The organism is Leucobacter salsicius M1-8, assembly GCF_000350525.1.
GTDB lineage: Bacteria > Actinomycetota > Actinomycetes > Actinomycetales > Microbacteriaceae > Leucobacter > Leucobacter salsicius.
The window spans coordinates 114,306-131,001 of the sequence record NZ_AOCN01000026.1 but is presented as its reverse complement, the minus strand read 5'-3'; the positions used below and the strand labels follow the sequence as shown (position 1 = coordinate 131,001).

General features: G+C 65.0%; 12 protein-coding genes. 6 read left to right on the top strand and 6 right to left on the bottom strand.

Going from position 1 to position 16,696, the window contains the following annotated elements:
- Window positions 1-17 precede the first annotated feature (17 nt).
- Together C795_RS0112975 and C795_RS0112970 are read right to left on the bottom strand one after the other, a co-directional pair.
- Window positions 18-908 carry an EamA family transporter gene (locus C795_RS0112975; protein ID WP_017794181.1) on the bottom strand — a complete coding sequence of 297 codons (891 nt, stop codon included), beginning with the start codon at window positions 906-908 and terminating at the stop codon, window positions 18-20.
- 194 nt (window positions 909-1,102) lie between these two features.
- On the bottom strand, window positions 1,103-3,238 hold the full coding sequence (locus C795_RS0112970) for a DNA gyrase/topoisomerase IV subunit B (protein WP_017794180.1): 2,136 nt from the start codon (window positions 3,236-3,238) through the stop codon (window positions 1,103-1,105).
- Window positions 3,239-3,467: 229 nt separating this feature from the next.
- Here C795_RS0112970 and C795_RS0112965 point away from each other — a divergent pair, with 229 nt between their 5' ends.
- Window positions 3,468-3,716, top strand: coding sequence for a DUF7455 domain-containing protein (locus tag C795_RS0112965; protein WP_017794179.1), 249 nt, complete (start codon window positions 3,468-3,470; stop codon window positions 3,714-3,716).
- A gap of 102 nt (window positions 3,717-3,818) precedes the next feature.
- On the opposite strand, the gene C795_RS0112960 is transcribed toward C795_RS0112965, so the two are convergent.
- On the bottom strand, window positions 3,819-5,207 hold the full coding sequence (locus C795_RS0112960) for an RNA polymerase sigma factor (RefSeq protein WP_017794178.1): 1,389 nt from the start codon (window positions 5,205-5,207) through the stop codon (window positions 3,819-3,821).
- A 191-nt stretch (window positions 5,208-5,398) separates the two neighbouring features.
- Window positions 5,399-6,430 carry a proteasome assembly chaperone family protein gene (locus tag C795_RS0112955; protein ID WP_017794177.1) on the bottom strand — a complete coding sequence of 344 codons (1,032 nt, stop codon included), beginning with the start codon at window positions 6,428-6,430 and terminating at the stop codon, window positions 5,399-5,401.
- 220 nt (window positions 6,431-6,650) lie between these two features.
- Between C795_RS0112955 and lpdA the strand changes: the two genes are divergently transcribed.
- Together lpdA and sucB are read left to right on the top strand one after the other, a co-directional pair.
- Window positions 6,651-8,024 (top strand): dihydrolipoyl dehydrogenase, encoded by a 1,374-nt coding sequence (gene lpdA, locus C795_RS0112950; protein ID WP_017794176.1) that lies wholly within the window; start codon window positions 6,651-6,653, stop codon window positions 8,022-8,024.
- A 39-nt stretch (window positions 8,025-8,063) separates the two neighbouring features.
- Complete coding sequence (sucB, locus tag C795_RS0112945; RefSeq protein ID WP_017794175.1) at window positions 8,064-9,761, top strand: 2-oxoglutarate dehydrogenase, E2 component, dihydrolipoamide succinyltransferase; 1,698 nt, start codon at window positions 8,064-8,066, stop codon at window positions 9,759-9,761.
- A 117-nt stretch (window positions 9,762-9,878) separates the two neighbouring features.
- Here sucB and C795_RS17315 read toward each other — a convergent pair whose 3' ends face one another.
- Window positions 9,879-10,088 (bottom strand): hypothetical protein, encoded by a 210-nt coding sequence (locus C795_RS17315; RefSeq protein ID WP_157487142.1) that lies wholly within the window; start codon window positions 10,086-10,088, stop codon window positions 9,879-9,881.
- A 348-nt stretch (window positions 10,089-10,436) separates the two neighbouring features.
- Between C795_RS17315 and C795_RS0112935 the strand changes: the two genes are divergently transcribed.
- The 3 genes from C795_RS0112935 (at window position 10,437) to glnA (ending at window position 13,195) form a co-directional block, all read left to right on the top strand.
- Window positions 10,437-11,129 (top strand): DUF4191 domain-containing protein, encoded by a 693-nt coding sequence (locus C795_RS0112935; protein WP_017794173.1) that lies wholly within the window; start codon window positions 10,437-10,439, stop codon window positions 11,127-11,129.
- A 15-nt stretch (window positions 11,130-11,144) separates the two neighbouring features.
- Entirely contained in the window at window positions 11,145-11,582 is a 438-nt protein-coding gene (locus tag C795_RS0112930) for an RDD family protein (protein ID WP_017794172.1), read from the top strand.
- A gap of 188 nt (window positions 11,583-11,770) precedes the next feature.
- A complete protein-coding gene (gene glnA / locus C795_RS0112925) occupies window positions 11,771-13,195 on the top strand; it encodes a type I glutamate--ammonia ligase (RefSeq protein ID WP_017794171.1) in 1,425 nt (474 codons plus the stop codon).
- Window positions 13,196-13,665: 470 nt separating this feature from the next.
- Here the strand turns inward: glnA and C795_RS0112920 are convergent, their stop codons facing one another.
- Complete coding sequence (locus C795_RS0112920; protein WP_017794170.1) at window positions 13,666-16,692, bottom strand: bifunctional [glutamine synthetase] adenylyltransferase/[glutamine synthetase]-adenylyl-L-tyrosine phosphorylase; 3,027 nt, start codon at window positions 16,690-16,692, stop codon at window positions 13,666-13,668.
- Window positions 16,693-16,696: the final 4 nt, after the last annotated feature.

Below are 16,696 nucleotides of genomic sequence, written 5' to 3'. Positions count from 1 at the left end.
GCCGCCTGCCAGCTAGGCTACTGCCCGATCAGCACGACGCCCGCCACGACAACGAGCGCGGCGATGATGCGCAGCACCGGTTTGGACTCGCGAAACTTCCACGCGCCGTATAACCCGATTAACACCACGCTCACCTCGCGCATGGGCGCGACCAGGGCGACGGGCGCCATCGTGAAGGCGGTCAGCACCAGCACGTACGACAGCGGCGAGAGTAACGAGAACGCCGCCATACGCCGCCACTGCAAACGCAGCTCCGAGCGTAGGTCGCGCACGGCCACCCGCCACCCGCGCCGCAGCATCGCCGCGGAGAAGAACGGCACCTCGGCCAGGGAACACCCGACCATGAACGCGACCGGGGCCATGCCGAGCTCATTGACCGTATAGGCATCCCACACCGTGTAGGCGGCGATGGCGGTGCCGGTCAGAAGCCCGTAGCTGAGGGACGGGTCGAACCGTGAACGGCCGGCGGTGACGGGCCGCGCGTTCACACGCGAGATGAGGCCAAATGCCACGACCCCCGCGAGCACGAGGCCTACCCCGGCCAGCGCGACGGCCCCGGGGCGATCCCCCAATGCCACGACGGCAAAGAGCACGGTGAGGGTGGGGCCGGTGCCGCGCGCGGTCGCATAAACCGTTGACAGCTCGCCGTGCGCGTACCCGCGCTGCAAGACGAGCATGTAGGCAACGTGCAGCACGCTCGAGACGCCGACGCCGAGCAGCACGTCACCTACCCGAGCTGAGCCGATGCCGCCGGTGAACGGAATCGCGCCCGCCCACAGCAGGGCAGAGCCCACCGACCCCCACCACAGGAAGGGCATGCCCGAGCGGCTCGCGCTGTGGGCGATGATGTTCCAGCTAGCGTGGGCGACGGCGGCAGCGAGCACCAGGATGAGGGCCGTAACAGACACGGGAACTTTCTGTTCGCCGAATGGGTACGACGAAGCCAGTTCCTCCAGGCTTTTGTCCGTTCAGATGACGACGCGCCATGGGGCACATCGTGGCGCCGCTCGGACCAGGCGGGGCGGAACCCCCGGAACCCTAGGCGCTTTCACTACTTAGGTTACTTGGCCCCGGTGACGCCGTGCTGTCTCCCGCGTGAACGCTAGGCGTCGATCCGGTCGCGATCGAGGTCGTCAGCGTTCTCAATGATGAACTCCTTGCGCGGCGCCACCTCGTTGCCCATGAGCAGCTCGAAGACCTGTGAGGCCGCGTGGGCGTCCTCCATGCGCACGCGGCGCAGGGTCCGGTGCTCGCGGTCCATGGTCGTCTCCGCGAGCTGATCTGCATCCATCTCACCCAGGCCCTTGTAGCGCTGGATGGGCTCCTGGTGCTTCTTGCCGCGCTTGCGCAGGTTTGAGAGCAGCGCCGCGAGCTCCTTCTCGCTGTACGTGTACACGATCTCGTTCGGCTTGCGGCCGGCGTGCTGAATGATGACACGGTGCAGCGGCGGCACCGCGGCATACACGCGCCCGGCCTCGAGCATGGGCCGCATGTACCTGAAGAACAGGGTGAGCAGCAGGGTGCGAATGTGCGCGCCGTCGACATCGGCGTCGCTCATGAGGATCACCTTGCCGTACCGGGCCGACTCAAGATCAAAGTCGCGGCCCGATCCGGCACCGATCACCTTGATGATCGCGCCGCACTCGACATTATTGAGCATCTCGGCGACGGAGGCCTTTTGTACGTTGAGAATCTTGCCGCGAATGGGCAGGAGCGCCTGGAACTCGCTGTCACGAGCGGGGCGCGCCGTGCCGAGCGCGCTGTCGCCCTCCACGATAAAGAGTTCGGTCTCGGCCACGTTCTTGGAGCGGCAGTCGATGAGCTTCGCGGGCAACGATGAGCTCTCAAGCGAGCTCTTGCGCCGCGCGGTGTCCCGTTGGGCGCGCAACGAGATGCGCGCCTTCATCTCGGAGACCATTTTTTCGAGCAGCGTGGCCGTCTGTGCCTTGTCGGCCTTCTTGGCCGACTCGAAGCGCTCCGTGAGCCCCTTCGTTACCGCGCGTGCCACGATGGCGCGCACCGCGGCGGTGCCGAGCACCTCCTTGGTCTGGCCCTCGAACTGCGGCTCGGGCACCCGCACCGTCACGATCGCGGTGAGCCCGGTAAGAATGTCGTCTTTGTCGGGCTTGTCGCTGCCGGCCTTGAGCTTGCGCGCGTTCTGCTCGATCTGCTTGCGGAAGAACCGGGTGAGCCCCTGCTCGAACCCGGTGAGGTGTGTGCCGCCCTTGGGTGTCGCGATGATGTTGACGAAGCTCTGCACCTCGGTGTCGTAGCCCGTGCCCCAGCGCAGCGCGATATCGACCTCGCACGTGCGCTCGACCTCGCGAGACACGAGGTGGCCGGTGTGTTCGTCCATCACTGGGACGGTCTCCGAGAACTTGCCCTCATCGGTGAACCGCCAGGTGTCGGTGAGCGCGGAGTCGACCGCGAGAAACTCGACGAACTCCGAGAGTCCGCCCTCGTACTTGAACTCGTGCACCGTGGGAGCGCCGGCCTCGTCGAGGCTTTCGGGGCGTTCGTCGCGAATCTCGATGGCGAGGCCCGGCACCAGGAACGCGGTCTGACGCGCGCGCGACACGAGGGCATCGAGTTCGAACTGGGCGGTCGCGAGGAAGATCTGCGGGTCGGCCCAGTAGCGCACGCGTGTGCCGGTGACCCCGCGCTTGGCCTTGCCCACGAGTCGCAGCTCAGAGGCATTCTCATATGGAGTGAATGGACTGTCAGGGGTGTCCCCCGCGAATTCGCCGGGCTCTCCGTGCCGAAACGACATCGCCCAGGTCTTGCCGCCGCGGTCGACCTCGACGTCGAGTCGTGAGGACAACGCGTTGACGACCGAGGCGCCGACACCGTGCAAGCCGCCCGAGGACGCGTAGCCGCCGCCACCGAACTTACCGCCCGCGTGCAGCTTCGTGAACACGAGCTCGACGCCCGAGAGCCCGCTCTTGGGTTCGATGTCGACAGGCACACCGCGCCCACGGTCGGTGACGGTCACGCTGCCGTCGGCGTGCAGGGTGATGCCGATCTCGGTGCCGTGACCCGCGAGGGCCTCGTCTACCGAGTTGTCGATGATTTCCCACAGGCAGTGCATGAGGCCGCGGGAGTCGGTCGTGCCGATATACATGCCCGGGCGCTTACGCACCGCCTCGAGGCCCTCGAGTACCGTGAGGTGCCGTGCCGAATAGTTCGACTCGGCCGACGCGGCCTTGGGTGCTCCTGAAGCTGTGTTCTGCTCGGCCACTCGGCGGATCTCCTCACGATACGTTGACCTCCCTAGCCTAATTGACCCCACTGACATTGCGCCCACCCGGGCTCGGCGCGTACAAATAGGAAGCGTCGTATAGCGTCGTATCTGGCACTCGGGCCGTCGGTCGCTCTGCTGGTTCGCCCGCATGCGCTACGCGCTCAGCGAACCGGGCACTCCCGGAATCGCGGTTCTAAGGCTTGAGTGCTTGTATAGAGAGTGAAGTATGTCGGACGAGGAACGGGAGGACGAGATGTCGACGATTGAGCAAGACCGCACAACCGATACTCTGGCCGCGGATCGCCCACTCTCAGCGCTGGATCGCTGCGATAGCTGTGGAGCACAGGCGTACGTCCGTGCGGTGCTGGGCGGGAGCGAGCTGTTGTTCTGCGCGCACCACGCAAACAAGCACGAAGCGAAGCTGAAGCCCATCGCTGAGGCGTGGCACGACGAGAGCCACAAGCTCAACGCATAGGTCGCGAGTGTGCGCGAGAGTTATTCTCCCGCTCTGCTGCGCAGATACAAGAACGGCCCCGGGTGATTCACCCGGGGCCGTTCTTCTGTGTTCGCTGTCGATTTACTCGAGGTAGTCGCGCAGCTGCTGCGACCGCGACGGGTGGCGCAGCTTGGCCATCGTCTTGGACTCGATCTGACGAATGCGCTCACGCGTCACGCCAAACGTGTCACCAATCTGATCCAGGGTCTTCGGCATGCCGTCACCCAGGCCAAAGCGCATCCGGATCACGCCGGCTTCGCGCTCGGAGAGCGAATCGAGCAGCTGCTCGAGCTGCTGCTGCAGCATCGTGAAGCCAACCGCGTCAGCCGGAACAACTGCCTCGGTGTCCTCGATGAGGTCACCGAACTCGCTGTCGCCGTCTTCGCCCAGCGGGGTGTGAAGCGAAATCGGCTCGCGGCCGTACTTCTGCACCTCGACGACCTTCTCAGGGGTCATGTCGAGCTCGCGGCTCAGCTCCTCGGGAGTGGGCTCGCGGCCCAGATCCTGAAGCATCTGGCGCTGCACGCGGGCGAGCTTATTGATGACCTCGACCATGTGTACCGGAATACGAATGGTGCGGGCCTGGTCTGCCATAGCGCGCGTGATCGCCTGGCGGATCCACCAGGTGGCATAGGTCGAGAACTTGAAGCCCTTGGTGTAGTCGAACTTCTCGACTGCACGAATGAGGCCCAGGTTGCCCTCCTGGATGAGATCCAGGAACTGCATGCCGCGACCCGTGTAACGCTTCGCGAGCGACACCACGAGACGCAGGTTCGCGCCGAGCAGGTGACTCTTGGCACGCTGGCCATCGCGGGCGACCCACTTGAGCTCGCGCTCAAGCTTCTTCGGGATGTTCTTCTCGGTCGACAGCTTCTCGGCGGCGAACAAGCCAGCTTCAATACGCATGGCAAGCTCGACCTCTTCGGCCGCGTTTAGCAGTGCGACCTTGCCGATCTGCTTCAGGTAGTCCTTGACAGGGTCGGCGGTCGCACCGGGGATCGCCGTAGTGACGGTCGGTACGTCCTCTTCCTCGTCGCTGGCCTTCAGGACGATCGCGCCGGTCGGAACCGGATCGATGACCGTCGAAGCCGACTTCTTGGCTTCTACCTGCTCTTCTTCGTGATCAAGGGCGTCATAGTCGATTCCATCGGACGACTTCTTCCTCGAAGTCACCTTCTTGGCGGCCGGAGCCTTAGCGGCGGCAGGTGCCTTTGCGGCAGCCGGAGCCTTCGCTGCAGTCGTCTTCTTTGCGGCAGCCTTCGTGGTCGTGGCCTTCGCCGCGGCAGTCTTGGTTGTCGCAGCCTTTGTTGTTGCGGTCTTCTTCGCAGCAGCAGTTTTGGTGGCGGTCTTCTTTGCGGCAGCCTTCGGCGCCGCTTCGGTAGTGTCCTTCACCTCTGCGGCGTCCTCAGCGACCGACTTCGTGGTCTTGGCCGAGGTCGTGCGAGTCTTGGGGGTGGATGCAGTTGCCACGCAGCCGCCTCTCTGTGTCGGAAATCGGGCTGTGTCGCCTAGGGCGAGTGCTCACAGCATGAAAACCCATGTCAAGTCTCGCTTGTTTCCGCGACGGAAACGAGCCAGTGCTCTCGAATGGGCTAGCGCTTCTATTATTGCATGATCAGGCGAGTCATTCTGACCGTCAGCACATGTAGGAGCGCGGTTTATTACTCCCCGCGCCCCTGGTCGTCGCCGGAGTCATCGTTCAAGCGGTCATCGAAGCTGTCGTCGAGGCCATTCTTCGGCTCGTTGCCGGGAGTTTGGTCACCGGGAGTCCCCTGCACGCCGCCGTCGGGCTGGCCCAGCTCCTGCGCCAAAAACTTCTCGAGCTCGCTGGCGATCTGATCGGCTGTGGGCAGCGAGCCGTCCTCGCTGACGAACGGTGACCGCACCTCTTGGTCCTCCATATAGGCGTCGTAGCGCTTCTCGAGGGTGTGCACCATCTCGATCGACTCGTGGTTGTCTGCGATCTGGGCGTTTACCTGCTCGATGAATGTGCGTGCCCGGTTGCGCACGTCATCGGTCGCAAAGATGAGGCCGGTAGCCGCCATAAGTCCGTCGAGTGCCGCGTACAGGGCCTCCGGGTACTCGGTGTTGGCGAGGTAATGAGGAATGAGCAGGGCAAACCCTGCGACCTCTTCGCCCAGCGAGTGCAGTCGATATTCGAGTACATGCGAGGCCGACGCCGCGAGCTTGGTAGTAGGACGCCACGACGAACGGGCTTCGATCAAATCCTCGCGTGAACCGCTCACCGTTGTTGATATGGGACGCGTGTGGGGCACCGGCATGGGGACGGCGTGGCTCCACGCCGTGATGGACACCTCAAACTCATGCACCAACATGAGCACGGTGTCGATGAACTGGTCCCAGCGGAAGTCGGGCTCGTACCCGCTGAGGAGCAGGAACGGGTTGCCGAGCTCGTCGCGAGCAAGGCTCAGCGTGAGCTCTTCGGGGGTGTAGTCCGTGAAATGGTCACTGTCGAAGGTGATCACAGGCCTGCGCGCACGATAGTCAAGCAGCAGGTCTGCGTTAAAGCGCACAATCACCTCGGGGTGGCATCGGTCCCAGAGGTACTCCTCGAGTTGAGAAGTTGCGCCGCCAGCATCGTTGAGCCCCTGAAGCGCAACAATCATGGGGATGCCACGGGGCACACTTGACCTGCGGTCGGCGTACTCGGCAGAAAAGATTGAATCGCTCACGTGTCCATCCTACGAAGTGGAGCGGCGATACGCGTAGCCTCCGGTGACGCTGCGAGCGAAACATTTCGGGGAATAAAAGTCAGACATGATTCGCGTGAAAACGCGCGCTCAACCGGGTGGTGTGTGGGCAGTCATTTCAATGGCTGCCGGGTGTAGGGTGGATCAAGTACGCCCTCACCGGGCCTCACATACATTGCGAATACACCGAGGGAGATCCCACTTGGCCGATCAGCAGTTTGACATTGTTGTCCTTGGCGGAGGAAGCGCAGGCTACGCCACCGCGATCCGCGCAACTCAGCTGGGCATGACCGCCGCTGTCATTGAAAAAGACAAGCTCGGCGGCACTTGCCTGCACAGGGGCTGCGTTCCCACGAAGGCACTGCTGCACGCAGCAGAGGTTGCGGACGTTGCGAGGGACGGTGAGAAGTACGGCGTGCGCTCAAGCGTCGCCGGCATCGACATCGCCCAGGTGAACAACTACCGCACCAATCTGGTGGCTGGTAAGCACAAGGGTTTGCAGGGTCTGCTCAAGGCAAACGGGATCACCGTCATCGACGGGCTGGGCAAGCTCGTCTCACCCACCACCGTGCAGGTCGGCGCAGACCGCATCGTGGGTAAGCACGTCGTGCTTGCGACGGGCTCCTACTCGCGCTCGCTGCCCGGTCTCGAGATTACCGGCCGCGTTATCGCTAGCGAGCACGCACTCGAGCTGACCGAAGTACCCGCCAAGGTCATCATCCTCGGCGGCGGCGTGATCGGCGTCGAGTTCGCGAGCGTCTGGCGCTCGTTCGGCGCAGAGGTCACCATCGTCGAGGGCCTGCCCCACCTCGTTCCCAACGAGGAAGAGTCCGTCTCAAAGCAGCTCGAGCGCGCATTCAAGAAGCGCGGCATCGCGTTCAATCTGGGGGTGCGGTTCCAGTCGGTGACCCAGGACGCCTCAAGCGTCACGGTCGCACTCGAAGACGGCACGCAGCTGACCGCGGACTACTTGCTCGTGGCCGTGGGCCGTGGCCCGGCAACGCAGGATGCAGGTTTTGAAGACGTAGGTGTGTCGATGGATCGCGGCTTCGTGCTGACCAACGATCGGCTCGCCACTAACGTGCCCGGCGTATACGCAGTAGGCGACATCGTTCCCGGCCTGCAGCTTGCACACCGCGGGTACCAGCAGGGTATCTTCGTGGCCGAAGAGATCGCGGGGCTCTCCCCCGTGATCGTCGACGACGTGAACATTCCCAAGGTCACCTACTGCGACCCCGAGATCGCATCGGTTGGGCTCACCGAGGCGAAGGCCAAGGAAAAGTTTGGCGCTGACAACGTCACCGCCTACGAGTACAACCTGGCTGGCAACGCCAAGAGCTCCATTCTGGGCACTGCCGGCTCAGTGAAGGCCGTGCGCGTCAACGACGGCCCGGTCGTGGGTGTGCACATGATTGGTGCCCGCGTCGGAGAACTCGTCGGCGAGGCGCAGCTCATCGTGAACTGGGAAGCTTACCCAGAGGACGTCGCGCCCCTGATCCACGGTCACCCCACGCAGAACGAAACGATCGGCGAGGCCATGCTGAAGCTCGCTGGCAAGCCCCTCCACGCGATCTAACTCGCCCAGATTTTTAAGAAACGAACGGAGAAATTCACGATGAGTGAATCGGTAGTCCTCCCCGCACTGGGTGAGAGTGTAACTGAGGGTACGGTCACCCGCTGGTTGAAGAACATCGGCGACACGGTAGAGGTCGACGAGCCGCTGCTCGAGGTCTCCACCGACAAGGTCGATACCGAGATCCCCTCACCGGTCGCAGGCGTGCTTGAGGCAATCCTCGTGGAAGAAGACGAGACCGCTGAGGTGGGCGCAGAGCTCGCTCGCATCGGTGACGGCTCGGGCGCAGCCCCCGCCGCCCCGGCAGCACCCGCTGAGGCTGCTCCTGCTGCTCCTGCTGCCCCGGCAGCGCCCGCCGCTCCGGTTGAGGCACCCGCGGCTCCGGCAGCAGCCGCAGCCCCTGCGGCTGACGGCCAGGATGTCGTGCTCCCTTCCCTCGGTGAGAGCATCACCGAAGGTACAGTCACGCGCTGGCTGAAGAGCGTCGGCGACTCAATCGAGGTCGACGAGCCGCTGCTCGAGGTCTCCACCGACAAGGTCGACACCGAGGTGCCCTCGCCGATCGCAGGCATCGTGCAGGCGATCATGGTTCAGGAAGACGACACCGTCGAGGTGGGCGGTGTGCTCGCGCGCATCGGCTCGAGCGCGCCCGCTGCTGCACCCGCTGCACCCGCAGCACCTGCTGCAGCTGCACCAGCCCCTGTGGCAGCCCCGGCTCCCGCGGCAGCGCCTGCTGCTCCCGCACCGGCACCCTCGGTTGCTGCTCCGGCTGCTCCTGCGCCCGCCGCAGCAGCTCCCGCCGCACCGGCGCCCGCGTCAGCTCCGGCTGAAGCGGCCAGCGCAAACTACATCACCCCGATCGTCCGCAAGCTCGCAAACGAGCGCGGCGTCGACCTCGGCACCATCACCGGCACCGGTGTGGGCGGCCGCATTCGCAAGGAAGACGTCCTCGCCGCTGCAGTGCCGGCGCCCGCCGCTTCGGCAGCACCCGCTGCTCAGGCCAAGGCCGAGGTTGAGGTCTCGCCGCTGCGCGGCACCACGGTAAAGATGAGCCGCCTGCGCAAGGTCATCTCCGAGCGTGCGGTGCAGTCGCTGCAGAGCACCGCTCAGCTGACGACCGTTGTCGAGGTGGATGTCACCCGCATCGCAAAGCTTCGCCAGGCCAAGAAGGACGAGTTCCTCGCGAAGACGGGCTCGAAGCTTTCGTTCCTGCCCTTCTTTGCGCTGGCTGCCGCTGAGGCGCTGCGCACCTACCCCATCGTCAACGCGACGGTGGATGGCGACCAGATCGTCTACCCCGATCACGAGAACATCAGCATCGCGGTTGACACCGAGCGTGGCCTGCTGACGCCCGTGCTCCGTGACGCTGGTGAGAAGAACCTCGCACAGATCTCGGGTGACATCGCAGACCTGGCGGCACGTACTCGCGACAACAAGCTGACGCCCGATGAGCTGAGCGGTGGCACCTTCACCCTCACGAACACGGGATCGCGCGGCGCACTGTTCGACACGCCGCTCGTCTTCTTGCCCCAGGTTGCCATCCTCGGCACCGGCGCGGTTGTGAAGAAGCCTGTGGTGGTCTCCACTCCCGATGGTGACACCATCGCGATCCGCTCCACGGTCTACCTGGCGCTCTCTTACGATCACCGCATCGTAGACGGCGCTGATGCGGCTCGCTTCCTCAGCCAGGTGCGCACGCGCCTCGAGGCCGGCGACTTCGTGGGCGACCTCGGCATGTAGGTCATACCCTGCAGCGCAAGCTGCTGACACTGCGGCCGCGGCTTCTTCGGAAGCCGCGGCCGCAGTGCGTTTCCTGTGCCGAGTGGAGCCATGACTCTCTGGCTTCACCCGCACACGCTACGTCGCTGGCGTGATTCTGATCCGGATCGCGTAGGCCACACACTCCCGCGCCAATTGTGCGCTCCAGGCAATGCCGCCTGCAGATCCGGCCGTGGGTACCGTGTCAGCGAGCGCGCTGATGGCCTCATCTACTGCCTCCAGCAGGAGCGGAGCTGCGCCCTCGTCATCCCACATCTGCAGCGTCAACTCAATCGAGCGGCGAGGCACGCCGAGTGTGGCACATCCCGCGTCGTGGCCGAGCCTCCGATGGGTGCGCGCAGAGACACCCGGCTCGACGCATTCACCGAGCGCGCGATAGCCAATCCCGACCCCGCAAAACCGCTCGAGTCGCGCGGCGAGGCGAGCCGCGGCGCCTGGAGAGGGTGGACTGCGGGAGGGTAGCATCGAGGATTTCATACCCTCCACGATCCGGCGGCGGGGCCTTCAAGACAAGAGCCCTCAGAAGAATGTGAATAACTTGCCGATCCGGGCCCAAACCCGGGCGCTGTGAGCGAACAGTGGGCCCCTGGGCACCCGGTGTACGCCGAGTCGCCCCAGAGACGATATTCTGGGGGCATGGCAGAAAAGAAGGCGAAGCGTACCGGTCGCATCAAGCAGATGATCGAGATCTACCGGACCACGAAGGTTCACGATCGAAACCTGCCGCTAGCGCTGCTTGCGTGCTTCCTCGGCCCCATTGCGGTGGCCGTGCTGCTCGCCCTGCTTCTGCCCGGCGGCACCTGGTTTAGCTGGATCCTGTGGCCCCTCACTGGCGTCCTCATCGGCATCCTGCTGGTGATGATCGTGCTCGGTCGTCGTGCCGAGAAGGTGGCATACAACCAGATCGAGGGGCGCCCGGGCGCCGTTGGCGCAGTAATCCAGAGCTCGCTGCGTCGTTCGTGGCGCGGTTCGGAGACCCCGATTGCGATCAACCGCAACCAGGACGCGGTGTATCGCGTCATCGGACGCGGCGGTGTGGTCCTCATCTCTGAGGGATCGCAGCAGCGTACCCAGCGCATGGCCGCCGATGAGGAGCGCAAGGTTAAGCGCGCACTGCAGGGCGTCAAGGTCGTGCACCTCTACGTGGGTCCCGACGGGGACGGCATTCCGCTCGCGAAGCTCTCGAAGGCGCTCGTGAAGCTCAAGCCGGCCCTCAACCGCAACGAGATCGCGGCCGTTTACAACCGCCTTTCCTCGCTGCAGGGCACGCCCGTCGGCATCCCCAAGGGCATGGACCCCAACAAGGTCCGCTCGCAGCGCCCGCGCTAGGCGGCCCCGCACACAATGTCGAAACCCTCCTCCTCTCAGCCGCAGAAGTTCGGCGATCTCGCACCGAGCGAGTGGCCCGGAGAGCGCCTGGGGCTTCCTGAAACCGGCCCCCGGTCGGTCGGGCGCCTGGGGCGCCGCATCGGTGCCATCGTCATCGACTGGGCGCTGGCCGCGATTCCCGCCTACCTGCTCATTGGCGGCCCGCAGGCCTCCTGGTGGCAGCTCGCGATCTTCGCGGGCATGCAGATCGTGTTTATCCCCACGATCGGCGGCTCCCTCGGGCACCGAATCATGGGGATGCGTGTGCTGCCCATCGCGGGCGGCTGGGTGGGCCCGTGGCGTCCGATCGTGCGCACGCTGCTCCTGTGCATCGTGATCCCTGTGGCAGTGTGGGACTCGGACCAGCGCGGCTTCCACGATAAAATCGCTGGCACCGTGTTGATCCGGAGCTAACAGCTGTAGATTTAGCACCCGCTTATCGAGACGTCCTCAGTAATTGGGCAAGCCCGGTACAGGCCTCAGCCTGTGCCGGGCTTTTTGTAACACGCGCGTAACACTTTTCTCACGGTCGTGAAACCGAGGACGCGTAAGCTGGGGCGTAGCGCGCCATATCGTTCGGTGCACCAGCTACGAGGAGCAGCATGTTCAAGAGCCCCCAGGAAGTCATCGACTTCATCAAGGAAACGGACGTAAAGTTCGTCGATATTCGTTTCACCGACCTCCCGGGTGTGCAGCACCACTTCAACATCCCCGCCTCGGCAGCCGACCTCGACTTCTTCGAGATTGGCCAGATGTTTGACGGTTCGTCAATTGCTGGCTTCTCGGGCCTCGCTGACTCGGACATGCAGCTGATCCCGGATCCCACGACGATCTACCTCGATCAGTTCCGTGCCGAGCGCACCATTATTGTGATCTGCGACATCTTCAACCCGCGCACGGGCGAGATCTACTCGAAGGATCCCCGCCAGGTTGCCAAGAAGGCTGAGCGCTTCCTTTCGTCTACTGGCATCGCCGACACTGCGTTCTTCGCACCGGAGGCCGAGTTCTACATTCTCGATTCCGTGCGTTACGAGACGACGCCGCGTCGCTCGTTTTACGAGATCGACTCTGAAGAGGCGCACTGGAACTCGGGTCGCAAGATGGAGGGCGGCAACCCCGGGTACACGACCCGCGAAAAGGGCGGCTACTTCCCTGTCTCCCCCACCGACAAGCAGGCCGATCTGCGCGATGACATCTCGCTGCGCCTGATCGAGGCTGGACTGCACCTTGAGCGTGCGCACCACGAGGTTGGCGCTCCCGGCCAGGCTGAGATCAACTACCGCTTCGACACCATGGTGTGCGCAGCTGACGACGTGCTCAAGTTCAAGTACATCGTGAAGAACACCGCCGACCTGTGGGGCAAGACCGCAACGTTCATGCCGAAGCCCGTCTTCGGCGACAACGGTTCGGGTATGCACACCCACATGTCGCTGTGGCAGGACGGCGAGCCGCTGTTCTACGACGAGAACGGCTACGCAGGCCTCTCGGACCTCGCGCGCTGGTACATCGGCGGCATCCTGCACCACGCTCCCGCGCTGCTTGCGTTCACCAACCCGACGATCAACAGCTACCGCCGCCTGGTCAAGGGCTACGAGGCACCGATCAACCTGGCCTACTCGGCGGGCAACCGCTCGGCGGCAGTGCGCATTCCGCTCACCGGATCGAACCCGAAGGCCAAGCGCATCGAGTTCCGTGCACCCGACGCTTCGAGCAACCCCTACCTGGCGTTCGCGGCTCAGCTGATGGCTGGCCTCGACGGGATCCGCAACCGCATCGAGCCGATGGAGCCGATCGATAAGGATCTCTACGAGCTGCCGCCCGAGGAGGCTAAGAACATTCCTCAGGTGCCGGCGTCGCTCGAGGAGGCCCTCCGCGAGCTCGAGGCTGATCACCAGTTCCTGCTCGAGGGTGGCGTGTTCACCGAGGAGCTTATCGAGACCTGGATCAAGCTCAAGCGCGAGACTGAGATCATGCCGATGGCCCTGCGCCCGCACCCGTACGAGTTCGAGCTGTACTACGGGATCTAACGCTCCGAGCTCATGAACTCCGCCGGGCCGCGATTGCTTCTGCAGTTGTGGCCCGGCGGAGTTCTTTGTATCTGGCCACGCATCACGTATGACCGTGTGGGCGATGAGGTCGTCGGTTCTTCTCGGGCTCAGCGATGCTGGGATACTGCGACTCGCTTCGCGCGCACAGCATGCCGAAGGAGAGAGGGGACCCGCACCCACACCCACAGCACAACGCCCCGGTTCAATCGAAGCTGATTGAACCGGGGCGTTGCAGTGTCTCGGGCGCAACATCGCTGGTGCGCGGGTGGATGATTAGGATTCTAGTTCATCTTCGAACTCAGCCCCGTCTTCTGAAAGCAGGGCTTCGAGGAAGCTTTGTAAGTACTGCATAACGATCAGATTACGCTTGGGTAACGAATTTTGCTAGAGCCCAGTCCAAACTTGGCGTAATAATTTGGTAAACAGCGAGTGAACCAACATTTGGTTCCTTACCTTGTCAGGAAGTGCTCATCTTCTTCGTATCCAAAGAACACCCGCTCGGTCACGTTCCGGGCTCGGCGTGACACCGCAAGCCAGCGCTCCTCGAGCTCGGTGGTACGCCCCGATTCCCAGCCCAGGACACCCGTGATGCCCTCGAGATCGCGCCAGTCGGTCGGCAGAAAATCGCCGCCCCGACCGTTCCATAGCTTGAGCGCCGAGCGCACCGAGCTTGCGAACTCCCAGGACTCCTCGAGATGTTCGGCGTCCTGCGCCGAGACCAGCCCCAGCGACACCGCCGCCGCCAGCGCGTCCAGCGTCGACACGGTGCGCAGCGCCGGGTGGGCTCCCCCGTGTTCGAGCTGCACCAGCTGCACCAGCCACTCAACGTCCGAGACCCCTCCGGGCCCGAGTTTAAGCTGGCGCCGCGGATCTTGCCCGCGCGGCAACCGCTCGGCCTCGACGCGTGCCTTCATGCGGCGCACCTCGCGCACCCGGTCTTCAGGGAATGATTCGGGGTAACGAAGCTCATCAGCGAGCGACCCAAATGCCTGCCCGAGCCCCACGTCGCCCGCCACGGGGCGCGCGCGCAGCAACGCCTGGGCCTCCCACGTCACCGACCACCGCTCGTAGTAGCTACGGTACGACTCAAGGCTGCGCACAATGGGCCCGTTCTTGCCCTCCGGGCGCAGGTCGAAGTCGAGGTCGACAGGGAAACGCGGGTCCGAAACGAGCCTGCGCAATTCCCCCACTGCGCTGGCCGCGTGCCGGGACGCGACGTCGCCAGCGACCCCGGGATCCGCGCGAAACACTGCCATCAGATCGATGTCTGACGCGAACCCCATTTCGCCCCCACCAAACCGGCCCATGCCAATCAGCGCGAGCGCGAATCCCGGGGGCGACACGTCGGCGCTCTCGCGCCGCACAGAAGCGAGCAGGGCGTCGAGTAGCGCGGTGTGCGCCGCGTCGAGGCCCTGCGAGACCTCGGTATCGTCGAGCACGCCGGTGAGTCTGCCGAGGGCGATGCGCAGAATCTCGCGGCGGTGCACCGCGCGCAGCGCGACTGCGGACTCCTCAGCGGTGTCTCGGCGCGACGCGAGCGACCGCATCTCTTCCATGAGCAGCTCCAGCGAGCGCGGCCGCAGCTGCTCGTCGCGCTCGAGCCACGCGACCGCATCTGGCATCGACTCCAGCAGCTCCGCGGCATAGCGCGAGCACGAGAGCACCCGCATCAGCCGCTCGGCGGCCTCGGTGCCATCGCGCAGCAACCGCAGATACCACGGGCTCTCCACATTCGCCTCGCTCACGCGGCGAAACGCGAGCAACCCAAAGTCGGGGTCGGTGCCATTCGACAGCCAGCCGAGCAGCACCGGCATGAGATTGCGCCGGATCCGGGCCCGCCTCGTTGTGCCCCGCGTGAGCGCCGCGAGGTGCCGCATCGCGCCCGCCGGGTCGCGGAAGCCGATGCTCGTGAGCCTGGCGAGCGCAGCATCGCTTCCGAGTACGAGCTCCTCGTCGGGCAGCGCCGCGACCGCGCTCAGAAGCGGCGCGTAGAAGATCTTGAGGTGCAACTGGCGCACCTCGAGCTTGGTACGTTCCCAGAGCGCGCGCAGGTCGCTCCCAGTGGTCGCGAACCCCGATGCGCGGGCGAGGACACGGAGCTCGTCATCCCCCGTCGGCATAAGGGCGGTGCGGCGTAGGCCCTCCAGCTGCAGCCGGTGTTCGAGCACTCGCAGCACGCGATAGTCGTTTGCGAGCTGCTCACCATCGGCCCGGGCGATGTAGCCCCGCTCCACCAGTGCACGCAGCGCGTCGAGGGTGCCCGCGACATGCAAGCGGTCGTCGTACTGGCCATGCACGAGCTGCAGCAACTGCGCACTGAATTCAATATCGCGCAGGCCGCCGGGCCCGAGCTTGAGCTGCACCTCGAGATCGTCGTCGGCGATGTGCTCGGTGACTCGCTGCCGCATGCGCTGCACCGAGCCCACGAAGTCGGGGCGTGACGCGGAGGTCCACACCGCGGCGCGTGTATCTCTCACGAAATCGGCGGCCAGGACGAGATCGCCGGCGAGCGGCCGCGCCTTAAGTAGGGCCTGAAACTCCCACGCCTTCGCCCAGCGGTCGTAATAGGCGCGCATGGAACCGGGCGTGCGCACGAGCGGCCCGTGCTGGCCCTCGGGCCGCAGATTCGGGTCCAGCTGCCACAGCGGCGGTTCGATCGCGGGATCTTGGATTCCGCGCATCGTCTCGCTAGCGAGCCGCGTTCCGATCCGGATCAGCGCCTCCCCGTCAACAACCGCCTCATCGGCGCTATCGACCACAAAGATGACGTCGACGTCGGAGACGACGTTGAGTTCGCGCGCGCCACACTTACCCATCGCGACAATGCCGAGGCGCACGGCAGCGAGTCGCTCCGGCGAGACGGGCGGGCCGGACTCCCCCGCGCTCAGGGTTGCCGCGGCCACGACGAGCGCGGCGTCAATCGCGGCGGCTGCGAGGTCTGACAGGCACGCCGCGACCTCTTCAAACACCTCGGTCGCTTGGCCTGCACGGCTGGCGTCGAGATCGTACAGCGCGACCTCGGCCAGCAGTTCCCGGTACCGGGTGCGCAGCGCGAGCCAGCCCAGCTCTGCGGCGAGCGTCGTGCCGGGGACTGGCGTGACCGCGGCCTGCAACTGGGCGTGCGCGTCCTCAAGCTCGACGATCCGGCCGCCCCGCTCCAGGATCTCCTCGAGCCGGTCCGGGTGTCGGGCGAAGAAATCACCGAGTGCGGGCGAGGCTCCCACGAGCATGCACAGCCGCCCGAGTGTCACGGGGCCCAGGGCGCGCGCGCGATCCGGATGCTGCTCGGCCAGCCGACGCAGCGGCCCGAGCGCGGTGTCGGGGTCAGCGGCCCCGGCAAATGCGGCGAGCACCTCCGTGATGGGAACGTCGATGAGCTCCGAGATAACGGCGAGCTCGTCCCGCGAGGCCCCGAGGTCCTGGAAACCGGCGCGCGCAACATCGGTGAGCCGCAGCTGCGCTGCCGAGTCCCTCACCGGC